Source organism: Bacillus sp. JZ34, from assembly GCF_053903205.1.
The window spans coordinates 431418-454027 of record NZ_CP096403.1 but is presented as its reverse complement, the minus strand read 5'-3'; the positions used below and the strand labels follow the sequence as shown (position 1 = coordinate 454027).

Annotated in this window: 22 protein-coding genes and 2 pseudogenes; 5 read left to right on the top strand and 19 right to left on the bottom strand. The window is 45.9% G+C overall.

The genetic code is table 11. The annotated features are described in order from the left end of the window. Nucleotides 1–83: 83 nt before the first annotated feature. Nucleotides 84–1679, bottom strand: a complete 1596-nt coding sequence (gene btr, locus M1D90_RS02205; RefSeq protein WP_144497860.1) for a bacillibactin transport transcriptional regulator Btr — start codon at nt 1677–1679, stop codon at nt 84–86. A gap of 332 nt (nt 1680–2011) precedes the next feature. On the opposite strand from btr, the gene M1D90_RS02200 reads away from it, so the two are divergent. Continuing rightward, nucleotides 2012–2398 carry a DUF5362 family protein gene (locus M1D90_RS02200; RefSeq protein WP_456283472.1) on the top strand — a complete coding sequence of 129 codons (387 nt, stop codon included), beginning with the start codon at nt 2012–2014 and terminating at the stop codon, nt 2396–2398. Between the two features lie 45 nt (nt 2399–2443). On the opposite strand, the pseudogene M1D90_RS02195 reads toward M1D90_RS02200, so the two are convergent. Further along, nucleotides 2444–2647 (bottom strand): annotated as a pseudogene (locus M1D90_RS02195) (NAD(P)-dependent oxidoreductase); the annotation flags it as partial. 193 nt (nt 2648–2840) lie between these two features. Here M1D90_RS02195 and M1D90_RS02190 point away from each other — a divergent pair. Further along, nucleotides 2841–3353 carry a GNAT family N-acetyltransferase gene (locus M1D90_RS02190; protein WP_025810650.1) on the top strand — a complete coding sequence of 171 codons (513 nt, stop codon included), beginning with the start codon at nt 2841–2843 and terminating at the stop codon, nt 3351–3353. Between the two features lie 73 nt (nt 3354–3426). Here M1D90_RS02190 and M1D90_RS02185 read toward each other — a convergent pair. After that, nucleotides 3427–3596: pseudogene (locus tag M1D90_RS02185) on the bottom strand (SOS response-associated peptidase family protein); the annotation flags it as partial. 69 nt (nt 3597–3665) lie between these two features. Then, a complete protein-coding gene (locus M1D90_RS02180; protein ID WP_020453242.1) occupies nt 3666–4067 on the bottom strand; it encodes an Rrf2 family transcriptional regulator in 402 nt (133 codons plus the stop codon). A gap of 175 nt (nt 4068–4242) precedes the next feature. Here M1D90_RS02180 and M1D90_RS02175 point away from each other — a divergent pair, with 175 nt between their 5' ends. Beyond that, nucleotides 4243–4626 (top strand): GRAM domain-containing protein, encoded by a 384-nt coding sequence (locus tag M1D90_RS02175; RefSeq protein WP_229129223.1) that lies wholly within the window; start codon nt 4243–4245, stop codon nt 4624–4626. A gap of 38 nt (nt 4627–4664) precedes the next feature. Here the strand turns inward: M1D90_RS02175 and M1D90_RS02170 are convergent, their stop codons facing one another. The 3 genes from M1D90_RS02170 to fdhD all read right to left on the bottom strand — a co-directional run bounded on the left by M1D90_RS02170 (nt 4665) and on the right by fdhD (nt 7127). Then, entirely contained in the window at nt 4665–5144 is a 480-nt protein-coding gene (locus M1D90_RS02170) for a hypothetical protein (RefSeq protein ID WP_023857096.1), read from the bottom strand. A gap of 151 nt (nt 5145–5295) precedes the next feature. Next, a complete protein-coding gene (gene moaA, locus M1D90_RS02165) occupies nt 5296–6321 on the bottom strand; it encodes a GTP 3',8-cyclase MoaA (protein ID WP_048350588.1) in 1026 nt (341 codons plus the stop codon). Between the two features lie 14 nt (nt 6322–6335). Next, nucleotides 6336–7127, bottom strand: coding sequence for a formate dehydrogenase accessory sulfurtransferase FdhD (gene fdhD / locus M1D90_RS02160; RefSeq protein ID WP_023857093.1), 792 nt, complete (start codon nt 7125–7127; stop codon nt 6336–6338). 266 nt (nt 7128–7393) lie between these two features. On the opposite strand from fdhD, the gene M1D90_RS02155 reads away from it, so the two are divergent. Continuing rightward, nucleotides 7394–8656: an L-lactate MFS transporter gene (locus M1D90_RS02155; protein WP_095291457.1), complete on the top strand. Its 1263-nt coding sequence runs from the start codon at nt 7394–7396 to the stop codon at nt 8654–8656. A 33-nt stretch (nt 8657–8689) separates the two neighbouring features. After that, nucleotides 8690–11041 carry an FdhF/YdeP family oxidoreductase gene (locus tag M1D90_RS02150; protein WP_145654594.1) on the top strand — a complete coding sequence of 784 codons (2352 nt, stop codon included), beginning with the start codon at nt 8690–8692 and terminating at the stop codon, nt 11039–11041. 50 nt (nt 11042–11091) lie between these two features. On the opposite strand, the gene M1D90_RS02145 is transcribed toward M1D90_RS02150, so the two are convergent. The 12 genes from M1D90_RS02145 to atpF form a co-directional block, all read right to left on the bottom strand. Continuing rightward, nucleotides 11092–11784 (bottom strand): VWA domain-containing protein, encoded by a 693-nt coding sequence (locus M1D90_RS02145; protein ID WP_023857089.1) that lies wholly within the window; start codon nt 11782–11784, stop codon nt 11092–11094. 370 nt (nt 11785–12154) lie between these two features. Continuing rightward, nucleotides 12155–12841: a VWA domain-containing protein gene (locus tag M1D90_RS02140; protein ID WP_023857087.1), complete on the bottom strand. Its 687-nt coding sequence runs from the start codon at nt 12839–12841 to the stop codon at nt 12155–12157. 316 nt (nt 12842–13157) lie between these two features. Continuing rightward, complete coding sequence (gene spoIID, locus M1D90_RS02135; RefSeq protein WP_023857085.1) at nt 13158–14174, bottom strand: stage II sporulation protein D; 1017 nt, start codon at nt 14172–14174, stop codon at nt 13158–13160. Nucleotides 14175–14370: 196 nt separating this feature from the next. Then, nucleotides 14371–15681: a UDP-N-acetylglucosamine 1-carboxyvinyltransferase gene (gene murA / locus M1D90_RS02130; RefSeq protein WP_023857084.1), complete on the bottom strand. Its 1311-nt coding sequence runs from the start codon at nt 15679–15681 to the stop codon at nt 14371–14373. 32 nt (nt 15682–15713) lie between these two features. Beyond that, nucleotides 15714–16457, bottom strand: a complete 744-nt coding sequence (locus tag M1D90_RS02125; RefSeq protein ID WP_020453253.1) for a YwmB family TATA-box binding protein — start codon at nt 16455–16457, stop codon at nt 15714–15716. Between the two features lie 136 nt (nt 16458–16593). Next, nucleotides 16594–16827: a DUF1146 family protein gene (locus tag M1D90_RS02120; protein WP_003186001.1), complete on the bottom strand. Its 234-nt coding sequence runs from the start codon at nt 16825–16827 to the stop codon at nt 16594–16596. A gap of 382 nt (nt 16828–17209) precedes the next feature. After that, complete coding sequence (locus M1D90_RS02115) at nt 17210–17605, bottom strand: F0F1 ATP synthase subunit epsilon (protein WP_020453254.1); 396 nt, start codon at nt 17603–17605, stop codon at nt 17210–17212. Nucleotides 17606–17628: 23 nt separating this feature from the next. After that, nucleotides 17629–19050, bottom strand: coding sequence for a F0F1 ATP synthase subunit beta (atpD, locus tag M1D90_RS02110; protein WP_020453255.1), 1422 nt, complete (start codon nt 19048–19050; stop codon nt 17629–17631). Nucleotides 19051–19075: 25 nt separating this feature from the next. After that, a complete protein-coding gene (gene atpG / locus M1D90_RS02105) occupies nt 19076–19930 on the bottom strand; it encodes an ATP synthase F1 subunit gamma (RefSeq protein ID WP_020453256.1) in 855 nt (284 codons plus the stop codon). Between the two features lie 88 nt (nt 19931–20018). Then, complete coding sequence (atpA, locus tag M1D90_RS02100) at nt 20019–21527, bottom strand: F0F1 ATP synthase subunit alpha (protein ID WP_020453257.1); 1509 nt, start codon at nt 21525–21527, stop codon at nt 20019–20021. A 7-nt stretch (nt 21528–21534) separates the two neighbouring features. Beyond that, nucleotides 21535–22089: a F0F1 ATP synthase subunit delta gene (locus M1D90_RS02095; RefSeq protein ID WP_456283106.1), complete on the bottom strand. Its 555-nt coding sequence runs from the start codon at nt 22087–22089 to the stop codon at nt 21535–21537. Beyond that, nucleotides 22086–22604, bottom strand: a complete 519-nt coding sequence (gene atpF, locus M1D90_RS02090) for a F0F1 ATP synthase subunit B (protein ID WP_020453259.1) — start codon at nt 22602–22604, stop codon at nt 22086–22088. The genes M1D90_RS02095 and atpF overlap by 4 nt, the downstream gene beginning before the upstream one ends. Nucleotides 22605–22610: the final 6 nt, after the last annotated feature.

Genomic DNA, 22610 nt, shown 5'->3' with positions numbered 1-22610 from the left:
GACCCCCTGATTTAATTGATAACTATTATCAATTAAAATTATAGGTAAGCCTCTTCGATAACACCATGGATTATATCCGGCAATTAAAATGGATTTTTTCCGGACAGCAGCCGAACCGCCTGGCGAATGATTCGTTCATGGCTGCATGCGGAATATTCCCGCCAAGGATCTGAATTCACCTGATACACCCGGTGATGCCGCACCGCTTTCAAATCCTGCCATGCAGCCGACTGCTGCAGCTCCCGGTAGAATGCCAGCGTCTCGGGCTCTTTAAAAATGAAAATCATGATGATATCCGGCTGATATGCCGCAATCGTTTCGATGGAGACGGACCGGTCAATCGGTTCTTCCAGCGATACAGCAGGTTCAAAGCCAAGGTCGCCAAAAAATACATCTTGAACAGAGCGGTTATGCGCCAGATAAATCTCGTGTTTATGCAGGCGCAAAAACAAAAAACTTCGGCGTCCGCAGATTGGATAAAGCGTTTCTTTTGCGGTTTCGGTGAGACGCTGGTAAGACAGCAGCCATTTCTGAGCCTCCGCTTCTTCATCCAAATGGGATGCGGTCAGCATAAAATGCCTCCTCCATTGTTCCTGTGAAGGCAAAAAGAAGACATCGGCGATCGACTGGAGTTGTTTCCGTTCCTCGTGAGACACGCTGTCCATGCTGATAATGAGCTCAGGGGCAGCCGATGACAATGTCCGCAGGTTTTCTTCCCACGGCTCGTGAAAGCGGTAAGCGCTCAGATGAACCGGAATATCTGCCGCGTAATGTTTATAGTAATACGATGTCCACTTCGGATGCAGAGAAGCTGCGTAAGGAATGAGGTGCAGCGGTATCAGCTGACCGATCGTATTCTGGCCGTAGGCCGCCAGTTTCCTGCGCCTTTTTTTCATATAAACGGTCGGGGATAAGCCCGTATGCTTCTTAAATGTCCTGCTGAAATAAAATTCATCCTGATACCCGATTTGGCTTGAGATTTCCCTCAGCTTGTAGCTTGCTTTTGCCATCAGCTGCTTTGCTTTCGTCATCCGCGTCTCAGTGATAAACTCTGTCACGCTTCGACCGTACAGCTTTTTGAACGTTTCGCTGTAGTGCTTCGCGCTGATTCCGGCCATTTGCGCGAGTTGATCAAGCGTCAGGTGTGCATCTGAATGCTCTTCAATATACTCCTTTGTTTTTCCTATGGCTGATGCGGTGTTTTCGGGATGGGTCAGTTTAGCCGAATAGATATCGTACAAAAGCTGCTGCAGGTCTGCTTGGCATTTCATCTCCTGGAGTGCTGAAGATGCCGGCCATAAGGCGGAAAGTTCCTGAAGGCGGGAGGCCAGATTTCCGACAGAATGGACATTCATCATCTGAAGGTCGGAAAAAACGTCAGGATCGGTGTCTGCTTCAAGTGTCAGGCGGCGGTCGTCATAGCTGTAGGGCTGCAGCCTGATGAGATACCCGCTGATTTCAGCTGACGAAGCTGTGATTCCGAATGTTTCATAAGGCGGAACAATATACAGCGTTTCTTTTTGGAGCGGACTGCCTGATGCCTGTATATCAATTCTCCCTTCACCCTTCAAGTGAAAGATCAAAACAAAAGAGTCTGCCAGCTGCTGTTCATCCGGAAGATCGCCGGGCTTTCTTATATGATCGACTTGCAAGAGACGATAGAAATAAGAAGATTTCATAGAAAAACCGCCTTTCTTAACACCAGTAATATCACAAAAATAAAAATGCCCCTAAAACAATATGGTAAATTGGTTGCGGGGTTCTGGTCCGGCACAAAATACCAGTTTGCAAGGTGCATTTCACATCACTTATAGCAATATGCTTCTTACGATTTACTATAACACAGTCGCTTTTATTGGGGAATAATGTTGTCAGTGCGGTCATCTGCCCAATGTGCACTTTAAAATATAATAAAAAATCAATACTTATCATTTCAATATCTTTTTGCCTGGTGTATAACTATAGAGAAATGACTATATTTAAAGGGAAGGCGTGACTTCTTATTTTGGAAATGACATCCAGCATGAAAAAATCGCTTGATGCGATTGCAAAATGGGGGAAAATAACCGGCGTTTTTATGATTATCGGCGGAGGCATCTATGCCTTCTTCGGAATTTCTTTGCTTATCATCGGAGCCGCTCCAGGTGTGCTGATGGTTTTTTCGGGGATCTACCTTATAAAATCGGCAAACGCCGCTCAGAAAATGAGTGATGACATGCCGCAAGAACCGCATGAAGCCTTGCTTGATAACTATGTGAAGTTTATGAAATGGCAATTTTTCTTCTTACTATCCATTATTGTGATCTTTATTTTATGCATAGTCGTCTTTTTCTTCCTGATCTTTTTAGGTATTCTTACCGATTTACACAGCGGGTATGATCCTTATTATTATGAATGAAAATCAAAAGCCTGTCTCGGGAATTGATCCCGAGACAGGCTTTTATTATTCGGCTTCACCGACAACAGTGAAACGCTCATTGATATGCTCGCCTTTTTCAGCCTCGTCCACCACTGCAATGGCATAGTCTGCATAGCTGATGTAGCTTTCTCCGGCGGCGTTTACGATTAAGTTTTCCTGACCTTTTTGATATGAACCTGTTCGCTTTCCTTCCGGATTGAAAAATGCCGCCGGGCTGATGAACGAAAAAACATCGGAAAGTTAAACGATTAGTACATAAGAACAAGGATGATGATGAGATCAATCAAAAGCATATATAAAAGTCTGCATGAAGATACAGGCTGAGCTACTTGCTTTGTGCCAGATTGTTGAATAAGGATCGTCTTTAAAGAGGTCATTGTTGTCTTAATATCGAAATAAAGAGTGATGGGAGGTTCGTTTCATGCATATCACAACAGAAAGGTTATTGATACGTGAATTTGAATTTAAAGATTGGCAAGCTGTATATGAGTATACATCAGATATTAATGTGATGAAGTATATACCGGAAGGCGTTTTTACTGAAGAAGATGCAAAGGCATTTGTAAATAAAAACAAAGGGAATAACGCTGAAAAATTCCCTGTCATACTAATGGATGAAGATTTACTTATAGGCCATATTGTTTTTCATAAGTATTTTGGTGAACATACATATGAGATCGGGTGGGTGTTTAATCGTAAATATCAAAATAAAGGGTATGCTTCTGAAGCAGCAGAAGCTATCTTGAAATATGGATTTAAAGAAATGAACTTACATAGGATTATAGCTACGTGTCAACCTGAGAATATTCCATCATACCGAGTGATGGAGAAGATTGGAATGAGAAGAGAAGGCTTCTTTAAAAAATGTATTCCCAAAGACAATGAATGGTGGGATGAATATTATTACGCTATTTTAAAGGAAGAGTGGAATTGAACGATGTTGAATTGGCGATACAACAAAATATCACCGACTACTTAGAACATAGTAGCTAAGCGAAGGTGATATATTAAGCGATATGCTTCCCTACATCAACATCATATGGCTGCAGCAAGCTTTGTAGATATGCAGTTTTAGGTGAGCCCTCCCTTTTCATTCTCATCAGTAAGGATAACCGGCATACGATCATGAATGTCCACCATAGGCCTCATAAGGCTGTGTTGTGATGATTGTGGATGTGTCATCAATAATATTTCCTTATTTGTAACAAAATAAGTTACATGTTGATGATGAAACATCATCTCTTATTTAAAAGAGATGAGTTAAGACGTCTTTAAGAGACTTGCTGGCCAATTCGTTCTCCATCGCCTGCTGAACGCTGTGAAACGTTTGGTCAAGCGTTGTTTGAATTTGTCTTCCAACCGGACAGTTTGGATTCGGCTTGTCATGAATCGCAAACAATTCCTCTTGCGGCTGAACCGCGCGGTAAATATCCAGCAGAGATATATCTTCAGGATCTCTTTTCAGGGTTGCCCCGGCCACTCCCGGCCGCGACGTCAGAATACCGCCTTTTTTGAGCTGGCTGATCATGCGTCTGATCACAACCGGGTTCGTATTGACGCTCCCGGCGATCATTTCCGAAGATTCCCGCGGGTTTGCAGCGATTAAAGACAAAATATGAATGGCCACTGAAAGACGAGTGTTCACCATAAGTTTTCACCACCGATGTAATTATTATAGTTACAGGATAAGTTTTTTGTCAACTATTATCATATCCTTAATAATCGTAAGAATAAATAAAATTTTTTTCAAACCACCTTCATGTCTCACTTTGGAACTTTTTCATAGGATCTTTCGTATTGATTGATGAAAGGAGTGTTTTTCAATGAAAGAGATAGCAGAAGGAAAAGCAGCTTTGGATGTCCGGCTTGAGCCGAATGAAGAGATCAGATCTATTATTCTTTGCGCTTATAACGCGAGACTGTCTGCACGTTACACTCCTTACAGAGGCGTGCTTGCGGCCACTGACAGGCGGCTCATGTTTTATTCTTCTCTGTTTGGCGCCCCTTTTCACCTTGACATCCGCTTTGATACCATCTCCTCGTTCCGCCGCGAAAAAGGGCTGATCACAGGAGGCGATCACCTCGTCGTGATGAACAACGGGGATCGGGAAGCATTTCAATATTTTAGCGGCTGTGATCCTTTGGAAACATTCATCGAATCCGTTCGAAAGCTAAGGAAACTGCCTGAAGACATCATGCATGTCTGAAAAACGCCGGCTTCGGGTTGTGCCCGCAGCCGGCATACTCAATTATTAATCTCGTACTTCTCCCCATATCTCAGCACTTTATAAATTGCCATTCCATCAGAAAGATGATTTTCGGAATATCTCACGGGAATCAGAGCAAAAAATACATAATAGGTTGAAAAATAAACAAACTGGTAGAAAAAAATATTTTCGGGTATGATGTCTTTGATAATCAGCAGATTGACAATAAAAATAGACGCTAAATTAAACAGCGATCCGCCGGCATAAATCATCGCATTCGTAAAACGGTTATCGTATTTCAGATCTCCGTATTTGCAGAAGGAATCCATGAAGTAAACACTTCTGATTTGCACAGGGCCGATTTTCAGCAATTTTTTGCCCATCCCGATTTCAAGCGAAGATTTCCCGCCGAACAACACCGCCATGACGCTGTGGCCCAAGACATGAAGCACCGACACGGCGGGAAAAACGATCAAGAACGACCAGAAGAATTTGACAATATCCTGCAGTCCGAACATTCAATCATCCTTTCTGTTTCAGCCCATGTTTTTTAAGAATTTCCGCTTTTCCCCCCGTATCAAACCTGTCAATATGCAAATCAAGCCGGCCTCCGAAGCATAAAAAAAACCGCCCATCTTTTCAATGGACGGCTCTCTCCAAGGCGGTCAATTATCCTCCTATATAGGACATTTCAACCTTTTTCCGCGGAGCCGCTTTTGAAAGAGCGCGGTCGAGCGAATATTGGTCATCGCGATTCCGCCAGACGGTGCCGATCGCCTTTACCAGCTCCTGATCGGTCTGCCCGCTTCTGATCAGAGTTCTTAAATCAAACCCGCTCGATGCGAAAAGACATGTGAAAAGCTCGCCTTTCGCCGATAGTCTTGCTCTGTTGCACGTGCTGCAAAAAGCATCGGATACAGAAGAGATAAAACCGATTTCTCCTGAACCGTCCAGATATCCGTACCGTTTGGCGACTTCTCCTTTGTAGTTCGGGTCGATCTGTTCAACCGGCATGTCTTCATTGATGATCCGGATGATATCCGCTTTTGTCACCACTGACTGACGGTTCCATTCATTTGTGTTCCCGACATCCATAAACTCAATAAACCGCAAGATATGGCCTTTTTCTTTAAAATAGCGGGCCATCGGCAAAATATCCTTTTCATTGACCCCTTTTTGGACGACCATGTTGATCTTGACGCCGAGTCCGGCCTCTTTCGCCGCTTCAATTCCGGCCAGCACCTTGCTGACGGAGACGCCTCTGCCGTTGATCGCTTTGAAACGTTCGTCATCCAGGGAATCCAGGCTGACCGTGACCCGTTTCAGCCCCGCTTTTTTCAGCTTGTCAGCGTAAACCGGCAGCAGAACGCCGTTCGTCGTCATCGCAATATCGCGAATCCCTTTGATCTCCGCAAGCTTCCCGACTAATTCCGGCATATCTTTTCTCATCAACGGCTCGCCGCCGGTGAGGCGGATTTTTTCCACCCCGAACTGATGAACAAACAGCTTGGCCAATCGTTCAAGCTCTTCAAAGGACAACAGTTCGCCTTTTGGCAAAAACGGATAATCCTGTCCAAAGATTTCGGCAGGCATGCAATACGTACATCTTAAGTTGCAGCGGTCGGTGACAGAAATTCTTAAATCCCGAAGCGGCCGGCTTTTCTGATCCAAAACTTGTTCACTGTTGTTGTTCACGCCTGTTGCCTCCTTTATGTTAACTGAATTCGCTCGTGATGCGTATATACATTAAATGACCGGTTCCTGGCAAAACCAATCGTCATGATATTCAGCTCCTCTGCCATTTGAATGGCCAGCTCGGTCGGCGCCGACTTGGAAATGACCGCGGAAACCCCGATTTTTGCGGCTTTAAGCAGCACTTCCGAAGAAATTCTGCCGCTGAACACGATCAGCTTGTCGCGCACAGGGACCTGGTGAAGCAGACAATATCCGTACAATTTATCAAGCGCATTATGTCTTCCGATATCAGATCTGACTGCAATCAGCTTGTCAGTGCTGCACAAAGCGGCATTATGAACGCCCCCCGTATGGCGAAAAAGCTTGCTGTTTTTCTGCATGTCGCGCATCAGCGCCAAACAGTTCTCAGGCGTAATGGTCACGCCGTCAATCGCCGTTTTTGCGGTTTTGACGTCCTGCTGGAAATAAAAATGCCGCCCTTTTCCGCAGCAGGAGCCGATCACCCGCTTCGTGTAATCCTTCAGTACCAGCTTTTTTGAGCTGACAAGGTCGACATATGCGAATCCGAGACTTTCATCTATTGTAAACCTTTTAATCTCATTTTTAAATCGGATCACACCTTCAGACGCGAGAAATCCGATCACCAGTTCTTCCAGGCTGTCCGGCGAACAAACAAGCGTGACAAATTCCTCACCGTTCACCATGACAGTCAGGGGGAATTCCGTTGCCATCTGATCTTCTTGCTGTGTCATCTCTCCATTATCATAACGGAAAATTTTTCGGCTTGTTGTGATGTTTTTCCCCATGAATAAACCCCGCCCCTTTGTTTCTTATCATATCTATTACTATACTCGTCTATCATGCCGTTTCACAACCGTCAGGTCAAATTTGGAAGCTTCATCTTGTTGATAGCTTGAAAACATGATATTATTTTTTAAAAGTTCAAAAAATATACACTTTTCAAACAGACTGCCTTTCTTCGCAGCAACCCCGGAAACCGCTTTCAAACAATCGCTCCCCGGCAGCCTTCTGTCTTTATGACAAGCCTTTCTTTTCCACAGGAGGTTCTCGCATGAAAAAATTGAAAAACAGGTGGCTCATTGCTTTATGTGCTGTAGGTATTCATTTGTCTATCGGGTCTGTATACGCATGGAGCGTCTTTACAAACCCGCTCGCTGAAACCTTCGGCTGGAGCCTCAGCCAGATCAGCCTGACGTTCAGCATCGCTATTTTATTTCTCGGTCTTTCAGCCGCATTTTTGGGGCACTTCGTCGAAAAGCACGGCCCTAAAAAAGCAGGCATGCTCGCCGCTCTTTTCTTCGGAGCTGGCGTGACGTTTTCAGGCTTCGCCGTTCAGATCGGCTCCCTTCCCCTGCTTTATTTGTTTTACGGCGTCTTCGGAGGAATCGGACTCGGCGTCGGCTATATTACGCCCGTATCTTCGCTTGTTAAATGGTTTCCTGACCGCCGCGGCTTGGCTACGGGGCTAGCCATTATGGGATTCGGATTTGCGGCCTTGATCAGCAGCCCGATCATACAGATGCTGATCTCAGCGGTCGGTATAGCCAATACCTTTTTTATTCTCGGCATTTGCTACTTTCTTGTGATGATGCTGTCTTCGCTTTACCTCGCTCCGCCGGAAGACGGCTGGAAGCCTGAAGGATTTTCAACCGAAAAAAACGGAAAGGCGCAAAGCGCCGATATTTCCCAGCTGACGGCAAATGAAGCCATTAAAACGAAACGCTTTTATTATTTATGGCTGATGCTTTTTATTAATGTTACGTGCGGAATCGCCATCATATCCATCGCTTCGCCGCTGGCGCAGGAAAGTGCGGGCATGTCCGCCGCCGCTGCTGCCGCTCTCGTCGGCGTTTTGGGCGCATTTAACGGCTTAGGGCGGATCGGCTGGGCCTCAGCATCTGATTACATCGGCCGGCCGAATACGTATACCGTCTTTTTCGCTGTACAGCTGATCGCCTTTCCGCTTTTGCCGTTTATTTCTGACAAGGCCGTATTCTCTGTTTTGATGGCATTGATCTATACGTGCTATGGAGGCGGGTTTGCCGCAATTCCGGCTTATATCGGGGATTTGTTCGGAACAAAGCAGCTCGGTGCAATTCACGGATACATTTTAACGGCATGGGCGGCGGCAGGACTTGCGGGCCCGATGTTCTCTTCTTGGGTGCGTGATGCAACAGGAAGCTACAGCCAGAGCCTGACGGTTTTCGCAGCACTGTTCGCCATCGGCCTGTTCATTTCGATCTTCATTAGAACCGACATTAAACAGTTGCGAAAAAAAGCGGCGGTTCATGTCTCAAACTCGATAAAAGGATGATCTGGCAGTATCCGCTGGAAAGGAGAGAATGGAATGGGAAAAACAAAGCATGAAGGTCCGATGAAGCTGAATAAAAAACCCGCGCCAAAACTGTGGGCGTCTTGGGCGCCGCTGGGACTCGGAAAGGTAAAGCCAAAGCATATCAGAGATACGATGAAAACGGCGTGGGACAATAAAGACAACCTTTCGTACGCCTACAGAATTTTGACGCAAGGCGTGTGCGACGGCTGTGCGCTCGGTGTATCCGGGCTCCGTGATCAGACGCTCACAGGGCCTCATCTATGCACGACGCGGCTGAACGTCCTCCGCTTAAATACGATGCCTGCGATCGAGGACAAATGGCTGTCCGCCGACATTGAACAGCTGAGAAAGCTGGATAGCACCGAGCTGAGAAAGCTCGGACGTATCCCTTATCCGCTGTCGAGAAAAAAAGGAGAACGGTCGTTTTCGAGAATTTCATGGGACGAAGCACTCAGCCGAATCGCGGACAAAATCAAATCGATTGATAAACGACAGCTCGCCTTTTATTTAACGGCCAGGGGTATTACGAATGAGGTATACTATACAGCCGCAAAAGCGGCTCGGTTTATCGGCACAAACAACATTGACAACGCCTCGCGGATCTGCCACTCGCCAAGCAAAACGGCTTTAAAAAGGTCCCTTGGCATCGGCGCCTCAAGCTGCAGCTACCGAGACTGGATCGGGACGGATGTCCTCGTCTTCTGGGGATCTGTCGCCGCCAATAACCAGCCGGTGTCAACAAAATACATGTATGCCGCCAAAAAAGCGGGAACAAAAATCATTATGATCAACCCGTACCTGGAACCTTCGATGGAGAAATACTGGATTCCATCGATAGCTGAGAGCGCCCTTTTCGGGACCAAAATCACTGATGACGTATACCAAGTCAATATCGGCGGCGACATTGCCTTTATGAACGGGGTAATGAAGCACTGGTTTGAAATGGAACGGGAGGCCCCCGGTTCAAGCATTGACCGCGCTTTTATCGAAGCACACACAAACGGATTCAATGAGCTTAAACAGCATATCGAAAAACAAAATTGGAAGACGCTTGAAGAGTCATCCGGCATATCGAAAGATAGAATGAAAGAATTCGCCATCTTGCTGGCCCGGGCGAAAACCGGCGTTTTCATTTGGAGCATGGGACTCACACAGCACCGTTTTGCGACCGACAACATTTCACAGGTGGCAAATCTCGCCCTTTTACAAGGATTCATCGGCAGAAAGCATTGCGGCCTTATGCCGATCAGAGGGCACAGCGGTGTGCAGGGTTCTGGAGAAATGGGTGCCGATCCTTTCGTCCTGCCAGGCGGTGATTTTGACGAAGAAACTACCGCACGGATCGAGAAGATTTGGGGCTTTCGAATACCGACTTGGCAAGGCGATACGATCGGCCAGACAATCGAAAACATGCTGCTGCCGAACGAAAGCGAAAGAAAAGTAAAAGTGTTTTATACGAGCGGAGGCAACTTTTTGGAAACGATGCCGAACCCCGATTTTATCAAAAAAGCATTACAGGAAGTTGAGATGAGAGTCCATCAGGACATCATCTTCAATACTTCCACCCTTGTCGATGCCAAAGAAGAAGTTATCATTCTCCCCGCAATGACAAGATATGAACAGCCTGGCGGAGGAACCTCGACCAGTACGGAACGGATGGTCTATTTCAGCCCTGAAATTAAAGGACCGCGCATCGGAGAAGCCCGTTCTGAATGGGAAATTTATATGGATCTTGCCAAACGGGTTCGGCCCGCAGACAAAGAACTGATCCATTTTGACGACGCTGCAGATATCCGTGAAGAAATCGCTGCTGCCAACCGGAATTATGACGGGATTCAGCATTTAAAAAAACGCGGAGATGTCTTTCAATGGGGCGGCGCCTGGCTTTGTGAAGGCGGGATGTGTCCGACGGCAGACGGTAAGGGTAACCTGATCCCCGTCGATCTTCCTGAAAACAGACAAACTGAAGGACGCTTCCTCGTGACGACAAGGAGGGGAAAACAGTTCAACTCGATGATTTATAGTGAAAAAGATCCTTTCAACGCGGCAGATCGCCGGGATGTCATGATCAATCCAAAAGATGCCGAGGAGCTTTATATTCAAGATGGAGAAGCGATCGTTCTATTCAACCGCTACGGAACTTTCCAAGGCCGGGCAAAATATGCCACCGTACAACGCGGAAACACGGCGGTCTACTGGCCGGAAGGAAATGTCCTGATCCCTAAAGGCGTATACGAAAACCATGCCCGTATTCCGGAATACAACACGGCGGTCATGATTGAAAAGGCGGAGATTTTCCATTCAAGAAAAGATCCGCGCTATGCAGAAAAACGAATCGAAGAACTCGAAATGTCGACAGATTAGCTTAACAGAAGGTCGGGACGGCACTGCGGCCGTCCCGCTCTCGTACGGAGTTACTGAGACAGTTTTACGCCTTCTTCTTTCCATACCTTTTTAAAATCAGAAGCTGAGTCGGCTTCAATCAATTTTCCGCCGCCAGCAGCAGCTACTTTTTTAAGCTTAGCTTTTTCTTTCACGGTTTTCACATCAAGTCCAACAATGTTGACGATTGTTTTAATGTTGGATTTGCGCAGATCTTTCGCTGCCTGAACAGGGTCTCCTCCGCATGTTTCTTCACCGTCTGTCACGATGTAAACATAATTCTTACCATCTTTATCGGCAAGATCTTCTTTTACATCATAAAGAGATTTTGCAATCGGAGACCAGCCTGTAGGCTTAATTCCGCTTAAAGCGTTTTCGAACGAGTTGGAAGAAAACGGCTGCAGATCATAGACGGTTTCCGTCGTACCGCAAGATAGTTCTTTTCCGGAGTTTTTATTGTTGCCTTTATGTCCGAACACATTCAGCATAACATTCGCATCGCTTGAAAGCAGGTCAGCAAAGTCGGTTACGGATTCTTTGGCAATATCAAATTTTCTTTCTCCTTCAACCTTTTGTGCCATGCTGCCGCTTGCATCAAGCACAACTGCAACATTGACATCTTTTTTGCTGTTGTCCGCATTTCCGTCTTCAGCCGCGAAAGCAGCAGCCGGAGCCAATGACAAAAGCATGGTGAACGTTGTTAACAGAGTAAACCTTTTTTTCACCTTTCTCACTTTCCTTTCCGCACTTTTTTTCGGACCGAACTTCCGCATGAGATCTAGTCCACCAACATCGTAAAAGAAGGCTTGATAGAAATAAATAGGCCGGATCTCCTTTTCAAATTCACAAATTCTTCATAATCCTTACGATAATCGACCGACACTTCCACTTAAGTCCTACCAAAAAAGTCCGCTAAAAGACCGTTTTCGTCCCAATAAAACAACAGTTACGACAAATTACCCCTCCAAAGGATTCAGCGGGGTTCAACGTTCTGAAACAATAACTTAATATTTGTAAAGTGTTTTACTTGACTTTTGACAATCTTTTCATCAAAAAAGGAAAGCTGCGGAAACATGTCCACAGCTTTTTTCCAGTTTATTTAGAAAGCTCGATTGCTTCCTGAGTGAAAATTCTTTTGATGTCATTTTTGGTTTTTGCTTGGAAATATTCACCGCCGCCAGCTGCTGCGATGCTTGTCAATTGTCCGTGAAAATCTCCTTCATAATCAAAGCCGATTACGTTGACAACCGCATTAGATTTGCGCAGTTCTGTTGCGACTTTTACCGGGTTGCCTCCACATGTTTCCTCACCGTCTGTCAGCAGATAGACGACGTTTTTCCCGTTGTTGTTCTGCTGGTCAAGCGCGTTTTTGGCATCTTGCAGCGCGTTTGCGATCGGTGTCCATCCAGTCGGTCCGATGCCGTTTAATGAATTGCGGAAGCTTTGCTCGTCATACGTTTGGAATCCGTACACTCCTCTGATTGCATTGCAGGATTGTACTTTTCCGGAGTTTTTATTGTTTCCCTCTGAACCGAAAACCCTCATGAGCACGTTTGCATTTTCAAGCTTTGAACCAAAGCTGAACGCCTCATTTTTGGCAAGCTCGTATTTTGAGACTCCGCCGATCTTTTTAGCCATACTGCCGCTTGCATCAAGCATAATCGCGATGTTAGGCGAATCTTCAGCAACTGTTACCTCCTGTTTTTTCTCAGCTGCGAAAGCAGGTGAACCAAGGCTAAGAACCATAGCGGTCAAAATCCCTAATGTCAGCTTCTTCTTCATTTCTCCCTTTCCCCTTTCTTAAATAAAGTCGTTAACACATTAATATCGTAGAAGAACACCAGGGAGAAATAAATAGGGCATGTCTCCTTTTCCTCGTTATTCATTTCAGCATACAACAAGCAGATAAAATAGACTTTATAGCCTGTGAACCCTTATATTGACAAGAGATTCACGGCCTTTTGACGCTGTTCAGCAAGCCCTCCGGCACATGATTCTTGAAATATTTGTATAATATTTTGGCGCACATCAACTTCATGAGAATGCCAAATTTGATGACATTCAAAAAGACGCCGCCAATGAGGCAGACGTCTCTTTATTATTTTTTCGCCATGTATTTATTTAAAAATTCATCAGCATTGGATACGGCTGTTCCTTTGTAATAATACTTGACGATGGCTTCCGCTTTCTTGCCGTCTTTCGCCATATAATGTGCGCCGTATTGGCTCATTCCTACTCCATGTCCAAAACCCCTCGTCGTGACGGTAATCTGATTCCCGTCGCGTTTCCAATCAAAGTCTGCCGATTTGAGGCCGAGCTTTTCACGAATATCTCTTCCCTCAAGCTTCTTTCCATTAATGACAGCAGTCGCTACGCGTTTTCCCGGCGTTCTTTCAGTGATCTTCCCAATGCTGTTTGAGCTGGGCAGCTTCACGCCGAGCTTTTGTTCAAATTCAGTGACAGTAAACGTTTTGTGGTTCAGGAATTTCGGCGACTTTGTATCCCAGGAGCTTTTCACGCTTTGCAGGTACGGAATATCACTTGTCCAATAAGCCCCCGCATTCTCGGTGTACCCGTTGCTCGTCGAGAAAAACGAAGCGTCAATTGGCTTATGATCATAGGTTAAAATTTTGCCTTGCGTACTGGCGACAGCTTCGGTCACTTTTTTGATTTTCCAATCGTAATCTTTCTTCCACAGCCTGCGGAGCTCTTCTTTGTTTTTATACACCTGGAACATCTGCGTATCATCGACGAGCGAGCCCTTCGGCGATCGGACAGCCTGCTCTGATACCATTTGCCTCACAATATATGTGCGGGCCGCGAGCGCTTGTGCTTTCAAAGCTTCGATATCGAAATCAGCCGGCATTTCCGAAGCAACGACACCAATGACATACTCTTCAAGCGGAATGTCTTCAACTTTCCGGTCAGCCGTTCTGTAGACCGGAATTGAAACGGGAGACTCTTTTAAGGTGACTTTCTTTTTTTCCTCGTGTTGCTGAGCGTGCTTTTCTGTTTTGATTGCCCCCGGTCCCCCGTGAAAAGGGAGGACAAGCAGTGTTGGTATGAGTAAAATCAGCATGCAGATTCCTGCTAGTACAATAAATAGCTGTTTCAAATCAGTGCCCCCATTTCTGTTTTGTCTCTTTCATTTTATGGGCGGGGACAAGCTAATATGACTGTACTTTTCAACTGCGGCTGCGTATTTTAAAAGCCATTCTTGTGCATAATGATAGATATGGGAGGCATACTGATATAGAATACTTGAAACATAAAAATCAGTATGCCGGATGACATACTGATTTCACGTTGATTTATGCGTTTAAATCGGATACAACTTCTTTATTTTCAATATGAACCGCTTCTTCATCGTTAACGCGCTCAATATCAGCACCGATACCGGCAAGTTTTTGGTGGAAGTTGACATATCCCCGGTCTAAATGTTTTAATTCGGTTACGCGTGTATGACCGTCAGCGACAAGGCCAGCAAGGATAAGAGCTGCGCCGGCGCGAAGATCCGTTGCGGCCACCTCAGCACCTTGAAGCTGCACAGGACCATTAATAATGACAGAACGGCCTTCGATTTTAATATCTCCGTTCATACGGCGGAATTCTTCCGCATGCATGAAGCGGTTCTCAAAGACGGTTTCTGTGATCATGCTGGTTCCATTTGCGCGCATCAAAAGAGCCATCATCTGAGACTGCATATCAGTCGGGAAACCTGGATGTGGCATTGTTTTTAAATCAATAGGCTTCAATTCAGAAGGACCGATGATCCGAAGACCGTCTCCTTCTTCCATGATTTGAACGCCCATTTCTTCCATTTTCGCAATTAAAGATGTTAAGTGCTCAGGAACCGCTCCCTTTACCAGTACGTTCCCTTCGGTAATCGCAGCGGCAACCATGAACGTACCCGCCTCGATCCGGTCAGGAATAATGGTGTGTTTTGTACCATGAAGCGCCTTAACGCCTTCAATTTTAATGGTGCCTGTACCGGCACCCCGAATTTTACCGCCCATTGCATTGATATAGTTAGCCAGATCAACGATTTCAGGCTCTTTAGCAGCATTTTCGAGCGTTGTCGTGCCCTCAGCCAAAGCTGCAGCCATAATCAGGTTTTCAGTTGCTCCGACACTAGGAAAATCAAGATAAATTTTTGCGCCTTGAAGGCGGCCTTCTACAGTCGCTTCAATAAAGCCGTTTCCGACTTTAATTTTTGCGCCCATTGCTTCAAAGCCTTTCAGATGCTGATCGATCGGTCTTGAACCGATTGCACATCCTCCAGGCAAAGCCACTCTCGAGTGACCTGTGCGAGCAAGAAGCGGACCCATCACCAATACAGATGCGCGCATTTTACGAACATATTCAAACGGAGCTTCCGTAGACAAAGTGCGAGATGCATCAACCGTTACTGTATTATTTTCAAAATGTACACTTGCGCCTAAATGACGTAACACTTCGTTAATCGTATATACATCGGAGAGCGTAGGCACATCACATATTACGCTTTTTTCTTCACTGGCTAATAAAGATGCAGCGATAACTGGTAAAACGGCATTTTTTGCTCCTTCAACTTTGACCGTGCCGTTTAACTTTCGACCGCCGCGGACGATGATTTTTTCCAAGGTATTCCCCTCCGCGTCCCAATTTCTCTATATTAATATTCAGTCGTAACGATTGGTGTGCCAACCGTGACGGTAAGTTTTTCGCCCATTCCCGCATTTCTAAGCGAGACTTGCAGATTCATACGGTGTTTTTCTGTCTTGATGGATTCTTTCCACTCGTTAGTGTAAGCAGAAATAGAAACGAAATTTGGTTCGATTAAATCTTCAACTGACTTTGCATCAAATTCATGTACTAGTTCATTTGCTTTTTTTTGCAAAACAACATTCATCATACCATTTAAATGGCCCTTTAGACAAGTAAAAATTGCGGTCTTTTCTCGCATTATGTCGAATGCATCCCGTTCAAACTGCTTATATGTAGTATTCCAGTTTTCCCGTGGTCCCGCGCCTTTTTGCTCATACAATAAATACGAAACAAGTCTCTGGTTTTTGTGGGTGGATACCAAATGTATTTTGGAATTGATGTGATTTTTTTTGTCCTGAAAAACACCTGTTGCTTTAACTGTATCATCGTCTTCCCGCGTTATAGTCCATTGATATTGTCGATGCTGTTTCTTGAAATGTTTCAGTTTTGCAAAAAAATCTTTTTCACTTAGGGTAAGCTGCTTTTTTGTGTGCAGGGTCCATTCTTCAAGCTCGACATCATGGCGGCTCAAACCTTCCGCCAGCTGTTCCAGCGGCGTATTGCCCGCTGCTTCAAGCGATTGAAAGACATGAACAATTAAAAATAAAACCACAATAAAAATGAGGGCATTAACCGTTTGTTTTGTCTTCATTCCGCATCATCCTCTCCTACTCTCCATTGTTGACGGATCGTAGGAAAAGCATACGTGGAAAAACAAGGTCCCCCGGTGATTTTGCGGAATGCGGCGTTACCCACATTTGTCCATTCCCAAAAATTCTTTTACTCAATCATGAAAATAAATTTTGAAGCTGTCTGGAATAATAAAGATAGTCCAGGAAAAAATTGCTGACGGTGGAGCCGACGGCGATTGTAATGATGATCATTAACACCCTCGCCTGAATGACTTTTCCTTTCCTGATAAGCGGATCAATATTGACCGCCAGAAGAGCCCACCAAGTCAATGCAATAAAAAAAAGATGAACGATGATACTGACAGCAGCCTGTTGTCCGATCTCTTCCATTATTGATGACGCCTCCTTACGTTCCAGCCGGTTTGGTGGCTCCGGCCTGCCTAGTCTCTTCTGCTGTGGGATAAAGGAATAATGCCGGTCATTTCAAGTCATTTTAACAGTTTTGATGTTTCATGTTAAGACGTTCATGGATAGAACTTTTTCCCATAGATGGAGTGATCCTCTGTTGCCTGAGGCCAATGTTGAGGAGTTTGCTTGAATGTCTTACATCCTCTTTCTGGCGGAAGAGAACATAGCTTACTATTTTGTATTATAGATAGATTCAAACTAAAAAGGCGAACAATTTGTGAACTTTTTTCAACATTTTCAATTCTGTTTAATCATGAATATAAAAGAACCCTTCCCATCCTTAATATGGGAAGGATCCTCATCTTTATCTCGCAACATCCAACCGGTTAATCGCGCGTTTTAAAGCAAGCTCTGCCCGAATAATGTCAACATCTGGCGTATGCTTTTGCAAACGTTCCTCGGCACGCCGTTTTGCGGCCAAGGCGCGTTCTTTGTCAATTTGTTCAGATGTTTCCGCCGTCTGGGCCAGAATGGTGACATGGTCAGGGCGGACTTCAACTATGCCCCCGCTGACGGCAACCAGCTCAGTTTGACCGTCTTTTTTCAGACGGACTGCAGCAATTTTTAGCGGAGCAACCGTCGGAATATGGCCGGGTAAAATACCAAGCTCACCGCTCTCTGCTCGAACGCTTACCATTTCTATATCCGCATCGTATACTGGGCCGTCGGGAGTAACGATATTGACTTTTAAGGTCTTCATGCTTTTACCCTCCTAGGACCAGATTATACTTCTACACCCATTTCTTTCGCTTTTTCGACAACTTCTTCGATTCGGCCGACAAGACGGAAAGCGTCCTCTGGAAGGTGATCATACTTACCTTCAAGGATTTCTTTAAAGCCTTTTACCGTTTCTTTGACAGGAACGTAAGAACCTTTTTGTCCTGTAAACTGTTCAGCTACGTGGAAGTTTTGCGATAGGAAGAACTGTACGCGGCGCGCACGGCTGACGACAAGCTTATCATCGTCAGAAAGCTCATCCATACCGAGAATCGCAATGATATCCTGAAGCTCTTTATAGCGCTGCAGGATTTGCTGTACTTGGCGGGCCACTTGATAGTGCTCTTCTCCGACGATTTCTGGCGCAAGTGCACGAGAAGTTGAAGCCAGAGGGTCAACCGCAGGGTAAATACCCATTTCAGACAGCTTACGCTCAAGGTTTGTTGTCGCATCCAAGTGAGCGAACGTTGTTGCCGGTGCCGGGTCAGTATAGTCATCGGCAGGAACGTAGATCGCCTGAATCGATGTAACGGAACCGACATTTGTAGAAGTGATCCGTTCCTGAAGCTGACCCATTTCAGTTGCAAGCGTCGGCTGATAACCAACCGCAGACGGCATGCGTCCAAGAAGTGCAGATACTTCAGATCCGGCTTGAGTGAATCGGAAGATGTTATCGATAAAGAACAATACGTCCTGGCCTTCTTTATCACGGAAATGCTCTGCCATTGTAAGTCCTGTCAAGGCAACGCGCATCCGCGCACCAGGCGGCTCGTTCATCTGACCGAAGACCATTGCCGTTTTGCCGATAACGCCGGAATCTTTCATTTCATAGTAAAGGTCGTTTCCTTCACGCGTACGCTCGCCGACACCCGCGAATACAGAGATACCGCCGTGCTCTTGAGCGATGTTGTTGATTAGCTCCTGAATCAAGACGGTTTTTCCAACTCCCGCTCCTCCGAAAAGACCGATTTTTCCGCCTTTAATATATGGAGCGAGCAAGTCGACGACTTTAATACCCGTCTCTAAGATTTCAACCTCTGTTGATAGCTGATCAAATGTTGGAGCTTCTCTGTGAATCGGATCTTTGGCAGCATCAGCCGGAAGCGGCTCATCCAAATCGATGTTTTCCCCGAGTACATTAAATACGCGGCCGAGTGTCACGTTTCCGACCGGAACGGAGATCGGCTCTCCCAGGTCGATGGCTTCCATTCCGCGTGTAACACCGTCAGTTGAAGCCATTGCAATCGTCCGAACTGAATCATCACCCAAGTGAAGCGCTACTTCAAGGGTAAGTTCGATATCTACTTCATTCTCGTTCTGCGCTTTATGTGTAACTTTAATCGCATTATATATTTCAGGCAAGTGACCGTCTTCAAAACGAACGTCTACGACCGGTCCCAATACCTGGCTAACGCGTCCTTTTTTCATCTCTATCCCTCCTGACAAGCTTTTTCTATTCTAAGGCAGCTGCACCGCCGACAATTTCCGTAATCTCCTGCGTAATCGCCGCCTGACGAGCACGGTTGTAAGACAGTTCGAGGTCAGCGATAAGCTCTTTCGCATTGTCCGTTGCGTTTTTCATCGCTGTCATCCGCGCAGCATGTTCACTCGCTTTACTGTCCAGAATCGCGCCGAAAATCAAGCTCTCAGCGTACTGAGGCAGAAGCACTTCCAAAATTTCTTCTTCGTCCGGTTCAAATTCATAGGAAGTTCTTTTTTTGTTTGGCGCGATATCTGATAATGGCAGCAGCTTTTTCTCCGTCACCTCTTGAGAAATTGCGCTGACAAAGTGGTTGTAGAACAAGTAAAGTTCATCAAATGTCTCATCGATAAACATTTGTATCGTACTGTTCGCCAAATCCTTAATTTCTGGAAAGGAAACTTCGTCCCTGATGCCGGTCATTTCGGAAATAACCGGGATGCCGCGTTTTTTGAAGAACTCGCGTCCCATTTTTCCGATCGCGATGACCGCATATTCGTCTTTTGACTGATGGCGCTCCTGGATTTTCTGGTACGCTTTGCGGAGAACGTTAGCGTTAAAAGCGCCGGCAAGTCCGCGGTCAGATGTGATGACCAGATAGCCGGTCCGCTTCACGGGACGGCTCGACATCATCGGATGCGTTCCGGTGTATCCAAGCGCAATATCAGCAACGACTTCCTGCATTTTCTCCATGTATGGAACGAACGATTTCGCTTTACTCTCAGCGCGGTTCAGCTTTGAGGCAGAAACCATTTGCTGAGCTTTGGTGATTTGACTCGTTTTTTTATTTGAAGTAATTCTGGATTTAATATCCCGTAATGAGGCCAAAAGGTTTCACCACCTTTTTGTTTTCAAATTCACTCCGAATTTACGTGAAAAAGAGAGAAAAAGAAGATCTTTTTCTCACTTCAAATGTTTAGTTGCTAGGTGCAAACGTACGTTTAAAGCCTTCGATCGCAGCCTTCATGTCCTCGTCGGCCGGAAGGTTTCCTGTCTGAGCAATTGAATCAAGGAGATCTTTATGGTTTTGATCAAGGTACATAAAGAACTCTTCTTCAAAGCGTCTGATGTCCTCTACAGGCACATCATCAAGGAATCCGCGGGTCAGGGCATAAAGAATGGCAACCTGCTTTTCGACGCGGAGCGGCTGGTTCAGATCCTGTTTCAGAACTTCCACTGTACGGGCTCCACGGTTCAGCTTGGCCTGCGTCGCTTTATCAAGGTCAGATCCGAACTGTGCAAATGACTCAAGCTCGCGATAAGATGCCAAGTCAAGACGAAGCGTACCGGCTACTTTCTTCATCGCTTTGATTTGCGCAGATCCGCCGACACGGGATACCGATAATCCAGGGTTGACGGCAGGGCGCACGCCTGAGAAGAACAAATCAGACTGCAGGAAGATCTGTCCGTCTGTGATTGAGATGACGTTTGTCGGAATATAGGCTGAAATGTCGCCAGCCTGCGTTTCAACAAACGGCAATGCTGTTAAAGATCCTCCGCCTTTAGCGTCGCTCAGTTTCGCAGCGCGCTCAAGCAAGCGGGAGTGCAGGTAGAATACATCTCCAGGGAATGCTTCACGGCCTGGAGGACGGCGCAGAAGCAAGGAAAGTTCACGATAAGCCGTCGCTTGTTTTGAAAGATCGTCATACACAACCAGCACGTGTTTTCCGTTGTACATGAATTCTTCACCCATCGTAACACCCGCATACGGCGCTAGATACAATAGCGGTGCAGGCTGTGAAGCGGAAGCTGTGACAACGATGGTATAGTCAAGAGCGCCTTTTTTGCGCAGCGTTTCAACGACACCGCGAACAGTCGATTCTTTCTGACCGATCGCAACATAGATACAAATCATGTCCTGATCTCTTTGGTTCAAGATCGTGTCAATCGCAATCGATGTTTTACCCGTCTGACGGTCACCGATGATCAGCTCACGCTGACCGCGGCCGATAGGAATCAGCGCATCGATCGGTTTAATTCCCGTTTGAAGCGGTTCATGAACGGATTTACGATCCATAACACCAGGTGCCGGGCTTTCGATCGGACGGGTTTTGCTTGTGAGAACCGGGCCCATTCCGTCTACAGGCTGACCGAGCGGATTGACAACGCGGCCGAGCAGCTCTTCACCGACGGGAACTTCCATGATCCGTCCGGTTCTTTTGACTTCGTCACCTTCACGGATGTCTTTGTAAGGTCCCAAAATAACGATACCTACGTTTGATTCTTCAAGGTTCTGAGCTAAGCCCAGCACACCGTTTGAAAATTCGACAAGCTCACCTGCCATACAGTTATCAAGGCCGTGCACGCGTGCGATACCGTCACCGACCTGAATTACCGTACCTACGTCGTGAACTTCTATTTCAGACTGATAATTTTCAATTTGCTGTTTAATAAGAGTGCTAATTTCTTCAGCTTTGATGCTCACTTAGGTTTCACCCCTTCTTTCGATTTTCGCCTGCTAATTGACGTTCTATCCGGTCAAGCTTTCCTCTTACACTGCCGTCATAAATACGGTTCCCGATGCGGATTTTTACTCCGCCGATCAGATCCGGATTCACTTCGTTTCTGACGCGCAGTGAAGCGGCGCCTGCTTCTTTTGCAAACACTTGAGAAAAAGAGGAAATTTCCTCTTCACTGAGCGGTTTTACAGAGTATACGATCGCGTCTTCCGTCCCGCGGAACCGGTTCGCCATTTTTACATAATCGTCCGCGAGATCCGGGACGATTGACGTGCGGCTGCGGTCAACGAGAAGATAAAGCGTATGTAAGACTGCAGTCGAAACAGATCCGAACGAGTCTTTTAAAATCTGCTTTTTCTTTTCAGCGGGCACTTTAGGATGACTCAGAACGGCATTGAGGTCTTTATAATCAATAAATATCTTCTTAACGACGGTCAGCTCTTCTTCTATTTCATTGACCTTCTTGGATTCAAGGGCAATGTCAAACAAAGCGGCTGCGTAGCGTTTGGAGACAGCTGATTGGCTCATCGGCTTTCTCCCACTTCTTTAAGATAGTCTTGGATCAATTTTTCCTGGGCTTGTTCGTCAAGCTCTTTTTCGATCACTTTCGAAGCGATCATCACAGACAGTGATGCAACCTGCTCGCGCAGCGCGCTGACAGCCTGGTCTCTTTCTTTGACGATCTCGCTTCTGGCTGATTCTTTCATGCGTTCTGCTTCCTGGCGCGCAGCCTTGATGATTTCATCCTTTTGCTGTTCTCCCAGTTTTTTCGCGTTTTCAATCAGAGAATGGGATTCTTCACGCGCTTCTTTCAAAAGCGCCTGCTGCTCTTCAATGAGCTTCTTCGCTTCTTCATTCTTTTTCTCGGCAGAGGAAATCTCTCCGGTAATGTAGTCTTCACGCTCTTTCATTATATTTAATAGCGGCCCTAAAGCGTATTTCTTCAAGAGCGCTAACAAAATCAGCATGGCAACAAGCTGGAACAGCATTGTTCCGGCATTAAACCCTACTCCTGCACCCATAACCTGTGGTAAAAAAGACATCGAATA